General features: G+C 64.4%; 11 protein-coding genes. 9 read left to right on the top strand and 2 right to left on the bottom strand.

Annotated features, from left to right (window positions below; genetic code table 11):
* Nucleotides 1-18 precede the first annotated feature (18 nt).
* Nucleotides 19-648: a hypothetical protein gene (locus AC3WMA_RS00765; RefSeq protein ID WP_492283512.1), complete on the bottom strand. Its 630-nt coding sequence runs from the start codon at nucleotides 646-648 to the stop codon at nucleotides 19-21.
* Here AC3WMA_RS00765 and AC3WMA_RS00760 point away from each other — a divergent pair.
* Complete coding sequence (locus tag AC3WMA_RS00760) at nucleotides 647-1,096, top strand: hypothetical protein (protein WP_492283511.1); 450 nt, start codon at nucleotides 647-649, stop codon at nucleotides 1,094-1,096. The two genes, AC3WMA_RS00765 and AC3WMA_RS00760, sit on opposite strands and share 2 nt — an antisense overlap.
* Nucleotides 1,097-1,175: 79 nt before the next feature.
* Here the strand turns inward: AC3WMA_RS00760 and AC3WMA_RS00755 are convergent, their stop codons facing one another.
* Complete coding sequence (locus tag AC3WMA_RS00755) at nucleotides 1,176-1,862, bottom strand: transposase (RefSeq protein WP_492283510.1); 687 nt, start codon at nucleotides 1,860-1,862, stop codon at nucleotides 1,176-1,178.
* A 581-nt stretch (nucleotides 1,863-2,443) separates the two neighbouring features.
* Between AC3WMA_RS00755 and AC3WMA_RS00750 the strand changes: the two genes are divergently transcribed.
* The 8 genes from AC3WMA_RS00750 to urtC all read left to right on the top strand — a co-directional run bounded on the left by AC3WMA_RS00750 (nucleotide 2,444) and on the right by urtC (nucleotide 13,484).
* Nucleotides 2,444-3,277: a hypothetical protein gene (locus AC3WMA_RS00750; RefSeq protein ID WP_492283509.1), complete on the top strand. Its 834-nt coding sequence runs from the start codon at nucleotides 2,444-2,446 to the stop codon at nucleotides 3,275-3,277.
* Nucleotides 3,278-3,410: 133 nt separating this feature from the next.
* Nucleotides 3,411-4,328 carry a hypothetical protein gene (locus AC3WMA_RS00745; protein WP_492283508.1) on the top strand — a complete coding sequence of 306 codons (918 nt, stop codon included), beginning with the start codon at nucleotides 3,411-3,413 and terminating at the stop codon, nucleotides 4,326-4,328.
* Complete coding sequence (locus AC3WMA_RS00740; RefSeq protein WP_492283507.1) at nucleotides 4,309-5,415, top strand: hypothetical protein; 1,107 nt, start codon at nucleotides 4,309-4,311, stop codon at nucleotides 5,413-5,415. The genes AC3WMA_RS00745 and AC3WMA_RS00740 overlap by 20 nt, the downstream gene beginning before the upstream one ends.
* Nucleotides 5,416-5,442: 27 nt before the next feature.
* Entirely contained in the window at nucleotides 5,443-7,527 is a 2,085-nt protein-coding gene (locus tag AC3WMA_RS00735) for a type I secretion system permease/ATPase (RefSeq protein ID WP_492283506.1), read from the top strand.
* Between the two features lie 22 nt (nucleotides 7,528-7,549).
* Complete coding sequence (locus AC3WMA_RS00730) at nucleotides 7,550-8,890, top strand: HlyD family type I secretion periplasmic adaptor subunit (protein ID WP_492283505.1); 1,341 nt, start codon at nucleotides 7,550-7,552, stop codon at nucleotides 8,888-8,890.
* Nucleotides 8,891-9,341: 451 nt separating this feature from the next.
* Nucleotides 9,342-10,637, top strand: coding sequence for an urea ABC transporter substrate-binding protein (gene urtA, locus AC3WMA_RS00725; RefSeq protein ID WP_492283504.1), 1,296 nt, complete (start codon nucleotides 9,342-9,344; stop codon nucleotides 10,635-10,637).
* A 109-nt stretch (nucleotides 10,638-10,746) separates the two neighbouring features.
* Entirely contained in the window at nucleotides 10,747-12,348 is a 1,602-nt protein-coding gene (gene urtB / locus AC3WMA_RS00720) for an urea ABC transporter permease subunit UrtB (RefSeq protein ID WP_492283503.1), read from the top strand.
* Nucleotides 12,345-13,484: an urea ABC transporter permease subunit UrtC gene (gene urtC / locus AC3WMA_RS00715; RefSeq protein ID WP_492283502.1), complete on the top strand. Its 1,140-nt coding sequence runs from the start codon at nucleotides 12,345-12,347 to the stop codon at nucleotides 13,482-13,484. The genes urtB and urtC overlap by 4 nt, the downstream gene beginning before the upstream one ends.
* The last annotated feature ends 3 nt before the right edge of the window (nucleotides 13,485-13,487 follow it).

Genomic DNA, 13,487 nt, shown 5'->3' with positions numbered 1-13,487 from the left:
GGCTGCCGGAAGCGGCGGCTACTTGTCCGGCGGGGCCATGGCAGCGTCCAGAAGCGGCATCACGTCCCAGATCCGGCGGTTGAGCGCGTGAAGGTCCTGGATCGTGTGCGCGATCTCCTCCAGCCGGGCGTCATCGACGGCCTTGCGGATGCCGAAGCGCAGATTCCCGCGGCTCTCCTCCACCTTCATGTGCTGCGTATGGGTGATGTCGCCATCGGCATCGATGACGAAGGTGGCGTGACTCAGATCGTTGCGCAGCCGCGTCGCGGCAGAGAACCGCTCGACGATGTCGTTGATCTCGTTGCGCAGCGCCTTGTCGAGCGGTGCGATCTTGGCGAGGCGCTGCACGAGGTCGAGGCGGGCGCGTGTCGTGTTCAACGTGGCGAAGACGATGGCGGCAGCGCGCTCGTCCGTGCCGAGCAGCAGCATCAGCAGGTAGATGAACAGGCTCTCGTCGTTCGACCACGCAAGATTCAGGTCGCCTACCAGGTTCATGAAGGCTAGCCTGCGTTCGGAGGAGCGCCGCGCCGAGACGATGGTCAGCGCGTCGAAATCCGGGCGGGGTGGCAGGACCGAGGATCCCTTTGCGGGCCTGCGCATAAGCTCCCCCATTTTACGGCAAGATTTCGGATCGGGCGGGGCCGCCATGTTCGAGCTGGTCAAGATGCGCAGGGCAAGGCGACTGGCTCACGCCACGCTTGAACCGTTCCTGCACAGGGGCGCGAGCGACAGCGACGGCTTGCAGGCGGGCGACTGGCTTCATCCGCAGATCATCGGCTTCCTTGCGACGCTTGTCACGCTGCTCGCGCAGCGCGCCTGCGGCCCGATGCGCGACCACACGCTCGCGGCGGTGCAGTCGGATGTTCTCAATGCCGTGACGGGCATCGGCCCGGAACTGATCGGGGAAGAGATCTGCCTGTGGAGCAGCCGTGGCGACCTTGCCTTCGCTGCCGGCGTGGTCGGCGCAGCCGCTTTTCTGGAAGCGATGTCGGGCGTTGGCGAACCGGACGCTACCGAAGCGGTTGACGCGACATTGATCCTGATCTGGGACGAGCATGTCGGGCACCTGCTCGTGCGTTCGCAGGGCAGGCTCTAGAGCTCTTCCGTGAAAGGGAAGAGATTGGCGAGGGGCTGAGGCAGTAGGCGCGGCAGCGCGCGGCTTCCTAACGGATAGGCTAGAGCCGGGCATCGTTCTGCCGGCAGCGTTCCAGTGGTTGTTCCGGCTCGTCGAACAGGCTCAGCTGGAGCTGTTGCTCGCCGGGGCTCTCATGGCTTTGAGGCAACGCACCAGAGGGACGCGACAGCAGGCGATGCAGTGCGTCGAGGAATGCGCCGTCGCTGCAGGGTGATGCCAGATTGTCGAGAGCGCCGAGGAAGCGCTCGTATCGTGCCCGATAGACCGCTTGTCCGGGTTGGGGCGGCGATGTGGCCTCCGGAAGCGGCGCCCGGATTTCGATGGGCGGGCGGGCTTCGCGGGGAAGGGGCTCCGCATAGTCCTCGCTTGCCGCCATCCCCGCCGTGATCTTGCCTTTCAGGTGCCAGGCCGTCCTGACGGATATGCCGAGAATCTGCCCCAGCTTCTGCGAACTCAGGCGCTGGCGGCTCGACATGAGCAGGTAGAGACCCTGCAGCCAGACATGCAGCGGGACGTGACTGTTCTGGAAGATCGTGCCGTGCCTCACCGTGAAGGGCTTGCGGCAAGCGTAGCACTTCCAGGTGCCGACCGAGCTGCTCAGCCCGCTGAGCCGGCCGATCCGTGATCTTTCCTGGCAATGGGGGCAAACCGGCCCATCCCGCCAGACCAGCGCCTCAAGCGAGAGAAAGGCGGATCGTTCGTCGTGCAGGCGGACGGCAGACGGCATGGCCAGCCTCCGGTGCGGAGTGGGACAATCCTTGGGTCGCCAAAAGTCAACAATCGGTTAACGCAGGGTAATTATTCAGCACGTTGACGCTTGGGGTGCGTCATGGCTCTTTATAGCAACGGATTGCCTTCGAGGGAATAAAAATCACCGAAGGCGGCCGAGGTTAAGCTCTGAAATCGCGAATTCGTTATGATATTTTATACGCGATCAATCTTGGTCGCGAAGGGTTTGTGTTTGGGAGTTTCAAACATTAATGAAAGTTAACTCATGTATATGACATGAGTTCTATGGGTTTGCTATTTATTCCGAAGAGGATTTTCAGAATAACAATAACGCATAGCGCCTCGATCGGAATGAATATTCCGCAACCGTCACTCAGGAGGCAGGCCGATGATTTAGCAACGCGTGCACGCGGGCTTCAGGCCCGGAATTGGGAGGACGCTTCGCTGAACTGGCGAAGCGAAAGCCCGAAAATCACGGCGTTTTCATTCAATCGACATCGTTTGTAACGGCACGCGCAGCGCAGAAGAGAGGCGCGGGACCGAAAAGCAGCGATGTCTCCTGAACAACAGGAGCGTATCATGGGTCAGCCGCAGCATAACCCCCCGCCGAAGCACAACGATCCCTCCCAGGATCAGGCTCAGGGCCAGCTTCAGGGCCAGGCCGAGCTTCAGGCTCAGTTGCAGGGTCAGGGACAAGGCCAGGGCCAGGGCCAGGGCCAGGGCCAGGGCCAGGGTCAGTACCAGTATGCCGGGCAGGCCGTCGAGACCGACGTCTGGAATGCCAACGGTAATCTCAACGGCAACGGCAACCTGAACGGTAACGGCAACCTCAATGCCAACGGCAACGTCAACTACAATGAGGTCACCAACGACATCAACAATCACGTCAACACCTGCGTCGACGTGAATGTGAAGGTCAATGTCGATGCCGAGTCGTGTGAGCCCCCGACACCGGCCGGCCCGATCGATCCCGACTCGATCGATATCGATTCCATCTCCGGCATCAACAACTCGATCATCATGCCGGATGTCGTCTATCAGTCGGTTTCGACCGGCAACGCGTTCAATCTCGACCAGGTCAACAACCTGACCGACAATGACACGCTGTCGAACCCGAATGTGAGCTACAACGCTGGCGGCCTGGCCGATGCCTGCTGCTGGGATCCGTGCGGTAGCGATGCCAACTCGGTCGGCGACTTCACCATGAGCGCCAGCGCGGCGGGCGGCACGGCCAGTGCCTATATCGGCTCCCTCAGCGGCGACGACGGCGACTTCGGCGGCTCCGGCGCCGCTTCGGCTGCGGCATCCGTCAACCAGGAAGCCTTCACCCAGTCGATCGTCCAGGGTGCGAACATCCAGTTCAACTCTGTCGAGATGACGGTGGGCAGCGGGGACGCTCTCGACTCCCTGTAAGACCTGACCAGACCAGAGGACCGCGCGGGCTTTCCCCGCGCGGTTTTCGCTCTGGATTGCTCTCCCATCATGCGCGAGATGCGCGTGGACTCTTCCCGCCCGGTGCGAGCCGGACGCAGTGGAGGATTGTGCCATGCATGCCGGCGGCTTCACTGAGACCATCTGGCACTTCATCGGCTATCTGCATCTCGCCGATTCGGTGGCGCGCGCGTCCGTCCTCTACGAGGGCGACCCGCAGGCCCCGATCCCCCCGGAATACCGTGACCTCCCGTTCGAGCCGCTCCGCGGCCTAGCCTTCGACGAGCTCGTCTCGGTTCCGATATCGATCCAGGAGCCCCTCGCGCCGCGTGCGTCGGATAACCCTGAATACGACCTGTCGCCCGCAGGTTTGAGCGGGCTGGGGCGGCCCTTGCCGTCATTCCTCTCGCCGCTGAAGCCCATTCCATTCCAGAGTGTCGATCATGGCTTCGCCATGCAGACTGGCCCCCGCGTCATTACGGTCGAGTACCGGGACGGCGGTCTGGAGAACCTGATCCAGATCAGGCAGATCAATATCCAGAACGACCGCGATCTCATCACCTCGGACGACATCCTCAATGCCGACGGGACGCCCGTCGTTCCCGTGGAGCTCGAGCTCGGCGGTCATCTGGCGGCACTGCTCGAACAGGCGAACGAGGTGGCGCCTGAAGGCATTCCCGAGATGGCGACGGCCCTCCAGTTCGGGACCGAGAGCGCCGTCGCGATGATTGCGGATCGCGATGCGGCCTGGGCCGAAACCGGCAGCCCCTATTCCGACGGCCGGCCGACGACGGCTGCGCCGGAAGGACGTATCGTCGACGGCGTCGCGGGCGCGCCGGATCCTTACGCTCCGACATCGGCGGATTTCGCGCCCTGGCGGCCCTCCGAAGACGAGGAAGGAGCTGGCAAGCCGGTCGAAACCTCCGTGGAAGTGACGTTGGATCTCGCTAGCCCGACCGGGGGGCGTCGCGACACTGGCCGAGGTCGGCCTCAATACCCAGATCAACGCCGCGGTGATCTTCGACGCCAATGAGGCCGTCGGCTCGATGATGGTCGGCGGCGACTATTTCTATTCCCGCGGCATCGTTCAGGTGAACATCCTGGTCGACAACGACCATGTCGATATCGCTGTCGCCGGCGACCTCGCGCCGATCGTGAAGACGGCCGGGAACGAGGCCCACAACATCGCCGACTTCATCACGCATGAATCGACGATCAGCGTTCGCGGCGCGTCGGCGACCCCGCATTGGGTGGTCGATGTCATGCCGGGTGATTTCTACGACGTGAAGTCGATCGTCCAGTTCAACGGGCTCGACGACAATGACCGGACGGTTCAGGCAGAGTCAGGGACCTATTTCGACCTCGGCACCGGCGAGAACCTGCAAGTCAATCTGACCAAGATTTTCGGGGTCGACAGCTACGATATCATCATCATCGGCGGCAACTATCACCGCGCGGATTGGATCTACCAGTACAACATCGTGCTCGATCCCGACTACGCCACGCTCTACGGCACCGGCGGAGAGGACAGCGAGACGACCGTCACCACAGGCTTCAACAGCCTGATCAACCAGGCGACGATCGAGGGCTACGACGCCCCGGCCTTCAAGCCGATGCTCGACGTCCATCACGATCTGGTCGGGCTTCTTGCCGACGGTACGACGATCCTCATCCCCAATGCCGACTGGCAGCTCTATGGCAGCGCCTCCGGTACCCTCAAGATCCTCTACGTTCCCGGCGATTACTACGACATCAACGTCATCACGCAGGTGAACGTCCTGGTCGATGGCGACCAGAGCATTCAGGCCAGCGCCAATGCGGGCACCGAGCAGGGCGTGGCAGCGGGCGCGAACAGCGCGCTCAACGAGGCCTACATCGTCGATGGCGGCCTGCTCTCGACCTCAAACTATCTTGGCGGCGAGGCCTATGAGGAGGCCGTGCTGATCCAGGTCAACATCGTCACCGACAGCGACACCGTGACGATCCACGACACGAGCACGCTGGTGCCGGAGCTCATCGCCTTCGCCGAACATGCGGCGCAGGAGCCGGAGCCCGACTGTCCGCCCGCGCAGACCGTCGATCACCAGCAGGACCATCTGACGTCGAGCATCATGGTTTGAGGCGAAGCAAGAGGACGGGGACGGGGCATGAGCGACAAGAGCGAGGCAACACCGCCGGCCAAACCGCTTCAGGTTGGCCCGGCTCCGGTTCATGTGCTCGGCCTGCCGCCGGCGATCGGATTGGCAGGCATCAGGCCGGACAGCACGGCCAACAGCAATAGCCGCGTCGCTCTCTCCCCAGTCGAAGCTGCGGAGCCGCCGAAAGCCGACAGCCCGCGCGCCGACGCGCGTGGCGACGGCCAACCGGCCGTCGAACCCGTCCTGCTGCGGCCGAAGCCGGACAACGATGCGCCGAAGATGGCCGAGGACGGCGATCGCGGCGGCAAGGGCAATGGCGGCGGCGGTAACGGCGGCGGTGGTGGCGGCGGTTCGGGGCGCGGTGCGCCGATCGAGCAGCGCCTGGGCGATCGGGATTTCAAGCAGGTCCTGGGTCAGGGGCTCTCGGGCGCCCGGCACAACCTGGTGATCGTGGCGATCTTTTCCGTCGTGGTGAACACGCTGGTGCTCGCCGTGCCGATCTATCTTTTCCAGATGTCGGATCGCGTGCTGACCAGCCGCAGCCTCGATACGCTCATCATGCTGTCGCTCATCGTCATGGTCGCGATCGGCGCCCATGTCCTGCTCGACATGGTGCGCCGCTTCATGCTGATGCGTGTGGCGGTGGATGTCGAAAGCCGGCTTGGCGGTCCGGTGCTCGCAGCCGCCGCCAAGGCGGCTCAGAGCGGTTCCAATCGCGAGTTCCAGACGCTGGCCGATCTCCAGCAGATCCGCAGCTTCCTCACCGGCCCGGTGATCCTGACGATGCTCGATGCGCCGACGGCGCCGATCTACCTGCTGGCAGTCTTCCTGATCCACCCGCATCTCGGCTACATCGTCACTGTCGCTGCGGTCATTCTCTTCGTCATCGCCTATTTCAACCAGCAGATCACGGCCGTGCCCTTCGCCCGGTCGAGCGCCTTCACCACGCGCGCGAACCTCCAATCGGAGGCCATGTCCCGCAATGCTCAGGTGATCAATGCCATGGGCATGATCCCCGAAGGCGTGCTGATGTGGGGGCGCGAGACGGCGGAATCCCTGAAGGCGCAGGTCAGCGCGCAGGATCGCAACATCCTGATGACCGGTGTCTCCAAATTCTTCCGCCTGGGCACGCAGGTCGCGATGCTCGGCTGGGGTGCGATGCTTTCGCTCGAAGGTCACCTGACCGGCGGCATGGTCATCGCCTCCTCGGTCGTCGCCGGCCGCGCTCTGGCGCCGATGGAAGGCACGATCGAGGGCTGGCGCAGCTTCATCCATGCGCGCGCCGCCTTCCAGCGCGTCAAGGCGCTGCTGCAGGCTTCCCCGCTCAATCTCGACCGGCTGAAGCTGCCGAGCCCGAAGGGCCGCCTCGATGTCGAGCGCATCCTCTATGTGCCGCCGCCCAACAAGAAGGTCATCCTGAACGGCATCAGCTTCAGCCTCGAGCCTGGCGACTCGCTCGCCATCGTCGGTGCCTCCGGCTGCGGGAAGTCGACGCTTGCCCGCATGCTCGTCGGCTCGATCTCGCCGACCGCCGGCACCGTGCGGCTTGACCGGATGGAGCAGCGCAACTGGGATCCGCGCCAGTTCGGCGAGAATGTCGGCTATCTCCCGCAGGACGTGCAGCTCTTCCCGGCCTCGATCAAGGCCAATATCGCCCGTATGCGCGACGACGCCTCCGATGCCGATGTCTTCGAGGCGGCCGAGATCGCCGATATCCATGAGATGATCGCCCAGTTCACCCATGGCTACGAGACGCAGATCGGCATCGACGGCGCGCCGCTCTCCGGTGGGCAGAAGCAGCGGCTGGGCCTCGCGCGGGCCTTCTACGGCAATCCCCGGCTGGTCGTGCTCGACGAGCCGAACTCCAATCTCGACGTGCTCGGCGAAGCGGCTCTCGCCCGTGCCTTCGCGCGCGCGAAGGATCGCGGCATGACCGTAATTGCCGTGACGCAGCGGCCGGCCCTGCTGCGCAGCGTCGACAAGATCATGATGATCAAGGACGGCGCGGTGCAGGCCATCGGCGCCCGCGACGAGATCCTGCCGATGATCGTCGGCCAGCGCAGCATCGACGGCAGCGCGCCGCGGCCGCAATAGCTTGAACTCAGGGAGTGGACACATGAGCGTTCAGCCGATGTCGCAACCCTGGTATGCCGATGTGCCGCGCAGCACGCGATCTGCGACGATCGGCGGCGCCGTCATCGTAGCCGTGACCGTGATGGGCTTCGGCGTCTGGGGCAACACCGCGCCGATCGCAGGCGCGGTCATTGCCACCGGCGTCTTCGTCACCACCGGCCAGAACAAGACGATCCAGCATCTGGAAGGCGGTGTGATCCGTGAGATCCTCGTCCGCGAGGGCGACGTCGTCGTGCCCGGCCAGCCGCTGGTCAAGCTGGACGACACCTCGGCCCGCGCCGAGTTACGGCGCCACGAGCTCAAGCTCTACCGCCTCGAGATGATCGAGAGCCGGCTCAGGGCCGAAGTTGTCGGTCTGGATGAGTTCACCGGGCCGTCGCATCTGTTCGACAGGCGTAGCGACCCCGATATCGCCGCGTTGTTCACAGCCCAGCAAACCGCCTTCCGTGCCCGGCGGAGCAACATGGCCAGCGAGATCGCCGCCCATCAGAAGAGTATCGACGCCCTGGAGGAGAAGGTCTCCGGCAGCAAGGTGCAGCTCGCCGGCGTCGAGCGGCAGTCGCAATTGCTGAAGGAGGAGCTGGAGGGCAAGCAGGCCCTGCTGCAGCGCGGCTATATCCGCAAGCCGGAAGTGCTCTCGCTCCAGCGCCTTGCCGCCAACCTGACCGGCGAGGCCGGCCGTATCACCGGCGATATCGGCGATTCCCGCGAGCGGATCGCCCGTTCGGTCGAGCAGATCGACGGCGTGCGCAAGAACGCCCAGAAAATCGCCTCCGACCAGCTCCAGGAGATCAGCGCCGATCTCAACGACGTGCGTGAGCGCATCCACACCGTGAAGGGCGTGCTCGACCGCTCGAACATCACCGCCCCGGTCAAGGGCACGGTGGTCAAGCTGCGCTATCACACCTCAGGCGGCGTCATCGAAGCCGGCAAGAACATCATGGAAATCGTCTCGCTGCAGGACGAGCTCATCATCGAGGCGCGCGTGCGGCCGCAGGACATCGACAAGATCAAGCACAGCCAGCTCGCCAGCGTGCGCCTGACCGCGCTCAACCAGCGCATCACGCCCATGGTCACCGGCAAGGTGATCTATATCTCGGCGGACGCGCTGCCCGACGAGAAGCAGCGCGCCTACCCCTCCGTGCCGGATCTCTATGTCGTCCGGGCCCGGCTCGACCCCGAGAGCGTCGCTGGCATTCACGACTTCCAGCCGACGCCGGGAATGCCGGCGGATGTCTATATCAAGACGACCGAGCGCACCTTCTTCGAGTATCTGATGCAGCCGTTGAAGGACAGCATGGCTCGGGCCTTCCGCGAGACCTGACAGCTTCAGCATCGACCGGCGGGATCGCCCTTCGCTGGTCGGGCCGGCGGTTTCCCTGGTGCATTGCGCCGGGGAAACTGTGTTTGTTCGCATCCTCCTCCCTGCAGGCAAGCATGACGCACGTCGCGTGTGCGCAAGTCGACGCGGCAGCCGCCAATCCTGGCGAGCCGAGACGGCAGGTGGCCCCAAAATCAGATTCTGCCTAAAAATAAGACATGCCTCCTGATTGGAATTAGTTTGCTCATAAAATAGCCATGATCGGATAGGTTGCGACGGGCTTGCGCATCATTCCGTAGAGATCGGGGACTGACCAGAGAACCGCGTGGAATCGGAGGTTTCCCTAGGGAGAACCGGTCTTTCGGCTGTTGGCACATCGCTTGCGTTGGATTGTTCATGGGCCGCACGGCCCGTCGGCGTCGAGGGGGCGCCGTCAACAACATTCCTTCGGGAGATGGCCGTGAACAGCAACCGTCGCGAATTTCTCGGCACCGCTCTGGCGGGTGCCGCTTTCCTCGGATCGTCCTACCTGCCGGCGGCGGCGCAGCAGGAGACCATCAAGGTCGGCATCCTTCACTCGCTCTCGGGCACGATGGCTATCTCCGAGACGACGCTGAAGGACGTCATGCTCATGCTCATTGAGGAGCAGAACAAGAAGGGCGGTCTCCTCGGCAAGAAGCTGGAGGCCGTCGTTGTCGATCCCGCCTCGAATTGGCCGCTCTTCGCCGAGAAGGCGCGCGAACTTATCACCAAGGACAAGGTCGCGGCCACCTTCGGCTGCTGGACCTCGGTCTCGCGCAAGTCGGTGCTGCCGGTCTTCAAGGAGCTCAACAACATCCTGTTCTACCCCGTCCAGTACGAGGGCGAGGAGAGCGAGCGCAACGTCTTCTACACCGGCGCGGCGCCGAACCAGCAGGCGATCCCCGCCGTCGACTATCTCGCCAAGGAGGAGAAGGTCGAGCGCTGGGTGCTGGCCGGCACCGACTATGTCTATCCGCGCACGACCAACAAGATCCTCGAAGCCTATCTCAAGTCCAAGGGCGTGAAGCCCGAAGACATCATGATCAACTACACGCCCTTCGGCCATTCCGACTGGCAGACCATCGTCTCCGACATCAAGAAGTTCGGCTCGGCCGGCAAGAAGACCGCCGTGGTCTCGACCATCAACGGCGATGCCAACGTGCCGTTCTACAAGGAACTCGGCAACCAGGGCATCAAGGCGACCGACATCCCGGTCGTCGCCTTCTCGGTCGGCGAGGAGGAGCTGGCCGGCATCGACACCAAGCCGCTGCTCGGCCACCTCGCCGCCTGGAACTACTTCCAGTCGATCAAGACCCCGGAGAACGACGCTTTCATCAAGCAGTGGCAGGCCTTCACCAAGAACCCGAAGCGCGTCACCAACGACCCGATGGAAGCCCATGTCGTCGGCTTCGCCATGTGGGTGAAGGCGGTTCAGAAGGCGGGGACTGTCGATCCCGACAAGGTCATCGACGCGCTGCCCGGCATCGAGGCGCCGAACCTCACCGGCGGCATCTCCAAGATGCTCCCGAACCACCACATCACCAAGCCGGTCTTCATCGGCGAGATCAAGGATGACGGCCAGTTCGACGTGGTCTGGAAGACCTCCGGCCTCGTCCCCGGCGATGCCTGGTCGAAGGAGCTCGACGGTTCGAAGGACCTCGTCGGCGACTGGGTCGAGAAGAAATGCGGCAATTTCAACGTCAAGACCGGCAAGTGCGGCGGCGTCTGAGATCATGAGGGGGAAGGGCGGCACGGGAAAAATCCCGGCCGCCCTTCATTCGCCGCCCAACGGCACGGCTTTTCCAAGGTACTCCCCAGCGGACATGCGAACCGGATCGATGCCGATCTTCCACCGCCTGAAGCATGCGCTCGTTATCCTCGTCGCGCTGGTCGCGGCCTCGGTCGCGTCCTTCGCGCAGACCGCCGACGAAGCCTTCACGCGGCTGGCCGCCGACAGCTATTCCGACACCTCCCGCGCGATCGAGATTCTCGTTTCGACGGCTCACCCCAATGCGGCGCTGGTCGTCGAGGCCCTGAGCGACGGGCGCCTGCTCGCCGGGCCCGGCGGTGTCGCCGTGAAGACGGTTACCGGTAGCTTCGTCGATGCGAAAACGGGCGCCGCGCTCGCAGCCTCTCCCGCCGACGTGAAGCCCGTCCGTCTCAACAATGCCGTGCGCCGCGCGGTGCAAGCCGCGCTCGGTGGCCTCGGTCTGCTCAATCCTGATCCGGCGAAGCGCGCCGCTGCGGCCGAAGCGGTATTCAAGTCCCGCGATGCCGGCCTGCTGCCGATCGTCGAGGCGGCCATCGGCAAGGAAACCAACCCGCGCGCGCTCGCAGCCCTGCGCCAGGCCCAGGCCGCGATCCTCATCGCCAAGCCCGACGTACAGCCGCTGGACCGGTTCGCGGCGATCGAGGTTCTGCGCGAGCGTGGCGATCAGGACGCGCTGGCGACGCTGCGCGCTCTGCCGGGCGACGCGACGCCGGCTCTCAAGGACGCGCAGGCCAAGGCGATCACTGCCATCGAAGGCCGGTTGAAGCTCTGGGCCGCCGCGCAGAACCTCTGGTACGGGCTCTCGCTCGGTTCGGTCCTGCTGCTCGCTGCCATCGGCCTCGCCATCACCTTCGGCGTCATGGGCGTCATCAACATGGCCCATGGCGAGATGGTCATGCTCGGCGCCTATACGACCTTCGTGGTGCAGGAGCTGATCCGTAACCATGCGCCCTGGCTCTTCGACTGGTCGCTCGCCATCGCGCTGCCGGCGGCCTTCATCGTTGCCGGCGCGGTCGGCATTGCCATCGAGCGCGGCGTCATCCGCTTCCTTTACGGCCGCCCACTGGAGACGCTGCTCGCGACCTGGGGCATCAGCCTGATCCTGCAGCAGGCGGTCCGGACCGCCTTCGGCCCGACCAATCGCGAGGTCGGCGCGCCGTCCTTCATGTCGGGCGCCTTTGAGCTCGGTGGTTTAGCAGTCACCTATAACCGACTCTGGATCATCGTCTTTGCGGCTCTGGTCTTCGGCACATTGCTCGCCATCCTCAAGCTCACGCCGATGGGCCTGCAGATGCGCGCCGTCACCCAGAACCGGCGCATGGCTTCCGCCATGGGCATCCGCACCGGCCGTATCGATGCGCTGACCTTCGGGCTCGGCTCGGGCGTCGCGGGCTTGGCCGGCGTCGCGCTCTCGCAGATCGACAATGTCAGCCCCAATCTCGGCCAGAGCTACATCATCGACAGTTTCATGGTCGTGGTCTTCGGCGGCGTCGGCAATTTGTGGGGTACGCTGGTCGGCGCGATGACGCTCGGCGTCGCCAACAAGCTGCTCGAGCCCTATGCCGGCGCCGTGCTCGGCAAGATCGCGCTGCTCATCTGCATCATCCTCTTCATCCAGAAGCGCCCCCGCGGCCTGTTCGCGCTCAAGGGCCGGGCGGTGGAAGCATGATTACCCGCTTCCTCCTCCAGAACATGGACCGGCGCGGCGGCATCTTCCTCGCCGTGCTGCTGGCATTGGCGGTGCTGGTGCCGCTTTCGAACCTGCTGCTGCCGGCATCCTCGCCCTTCCATGTCCCGACCTCGACCATGTCGCTCTGGGGCAAGTACCTCTGCTACGCGCTGCTCGCGGTCTCGCTCGATCTCGTCTGGGGCTATTGCGGCATCCTGAGCCTGGGCCACGGCGCCTTCTTCGCACTCGGCGGCTACGCCATGGGCCTCTACCTGATGCGCCAGATCGGCTCGCGCGGCGTCTACGGCAATCCGATCCTGCCGGATTTCATGGTCTTCCTGAACTGGCAGGAACTGCCCTGGTACTGGTGGGGCTTCTCCTCCTTCCCCTTCGCCATGCTGATGGTGCTGGCCGTGCCCGGCCTGCTCGCCTTCGTCTTCGGCTGGTTCGCCTTCCGCTCGCGCGTTACGGGCGTCTATCTCTCGATCATCACGCAGGCGCTGACCTATGCGCTGCTGCTCGCCTTCTTCCGCAATGACATGGGCTTCGGCGGCAATAACGGCCTGACCGATTTCAAGGACATTCTCGGCTTCAACATCCAGGCGCAAGCGACTCGCGCCGCTCTGTTTTCCATGACCTGCGTCATGCTGGCGGCCGGCTTCCTGATCGCGCGCGGCATTGTCGTCTCGAAGCTCGGCAAGGTCGTGATCGCGATCCGCGACGCCGAGTCCCGCACGCGCTTCCTTGGCTACCGCGTCGATCGCTTCAAGCTCTTCGTCTTCACCGTCTCGGCCTGCATGGCGGGCGTCGCGGGCGCGCTCTACGTGCCGCAGGTCGGCATCATCAACCCCAGCGAATTCGCCCCGGCCAACTCGATCGAGACCGTGATCTGGGTCGCGGTCGGCGGGCGCGGCACGCTGGTCGGCGCGGCCTTGGGCGCGGTCGTGGTCAACTGGGCCAAGACGATGTTCACCTCCGGCTTCATGGCGCCCTACTGGCTCTTCGCGCTCGGCGGCCTCTTCGTGGTCGTCACGCTCTTCCTGCCCAAGGGCATTCTCGGCACGGCCGAGGCGCTCTGGGCGCGCCGCCGCAAGCCGGATGGAACCCCGGCCGCCGAGCCGGCCCCGGCGGAGTAGCGG

The organism is Allobosea sp. FW305-C-101, from assembly GCF_058783685.1.
This window is presented reverse-complemented; position numbering and strand designations above follow the sequence as displayed.

Excerpts from the sequence above, each read along its gene's own strand:
- AC3WMA_RS00760 (WP_492283511.1), top strand. The coding sequence starts at position 647 with ATGTTCGAGCTGGTCAAGATGCGCAGGGCAAGGCGACTGGCTCACGCC.
- AC3WMA_RS00765 (WP_492283512.1), bottom strand. The coding sequence starts at position 648 with ATGGCGGCCCCGCCCGATCCGAAATCTTGCCGTAAAATGGGGGAGCTT.
- AC3WMA_RS00755 (WP_492283510.1), bottom strand. The coding sequence starts at position 1,862 with ATGCCGTCTGCCGTCCGCCTGCACGACGAACGATCCGCCTTTCTCTCG.
- AC3WMA_RS00750 (WP_492283509.1), top strand. The coding sequence starts at position 2,444 with ATGGGTCAGCCGCAGCATAACCCCCCGCCGAAGCACAACGATCCCTCC.
- AC3WMA_RS00745 (WP_492283508.1), top strand. The coding sequence starts at position 3,411 with ATGCATGCCGGCGGCTTCACTGAGACCATCTGGCACTTCATCGGCTAT.
- AC3WMA_RS00735 (WP_492283506.1), top strand. The coding sequence starts at position 5,443 with ATGAGCGACAAGAGCGAGGCAACACCGCCGGCCAAACCGCTTCAGGTT.
- AC3WMA_RS00730 (WP_492283505.1), top strand. The coding sequence starts at position 7,550 with ATGAGCGTTCAGCCGATGTCGCAACCCTGGTATGCCGATGTGCCGCGC.
- urtA (WP_492283504.1), top strand. The coding sequence starts at position 9,342 with ATGGCCGTGAACAGCAACCGTCGCGAATTTCTCGGCACCGCTCTGGCG.
- urtB (WP_492283503.1), top strand. The coding sequence starts at position 10,747 with ATGCCGATCTTCCACCGCCTGAAGCATGCGCTCGTTATCCTCGTCGCG.
- urtC (WP_492283502.1), top strand. The coding sequence starts at position 12,345 with ATGATTACCCGCTTCCTCCTCCAGAACATGGACCGGCGCGGCGGCATC.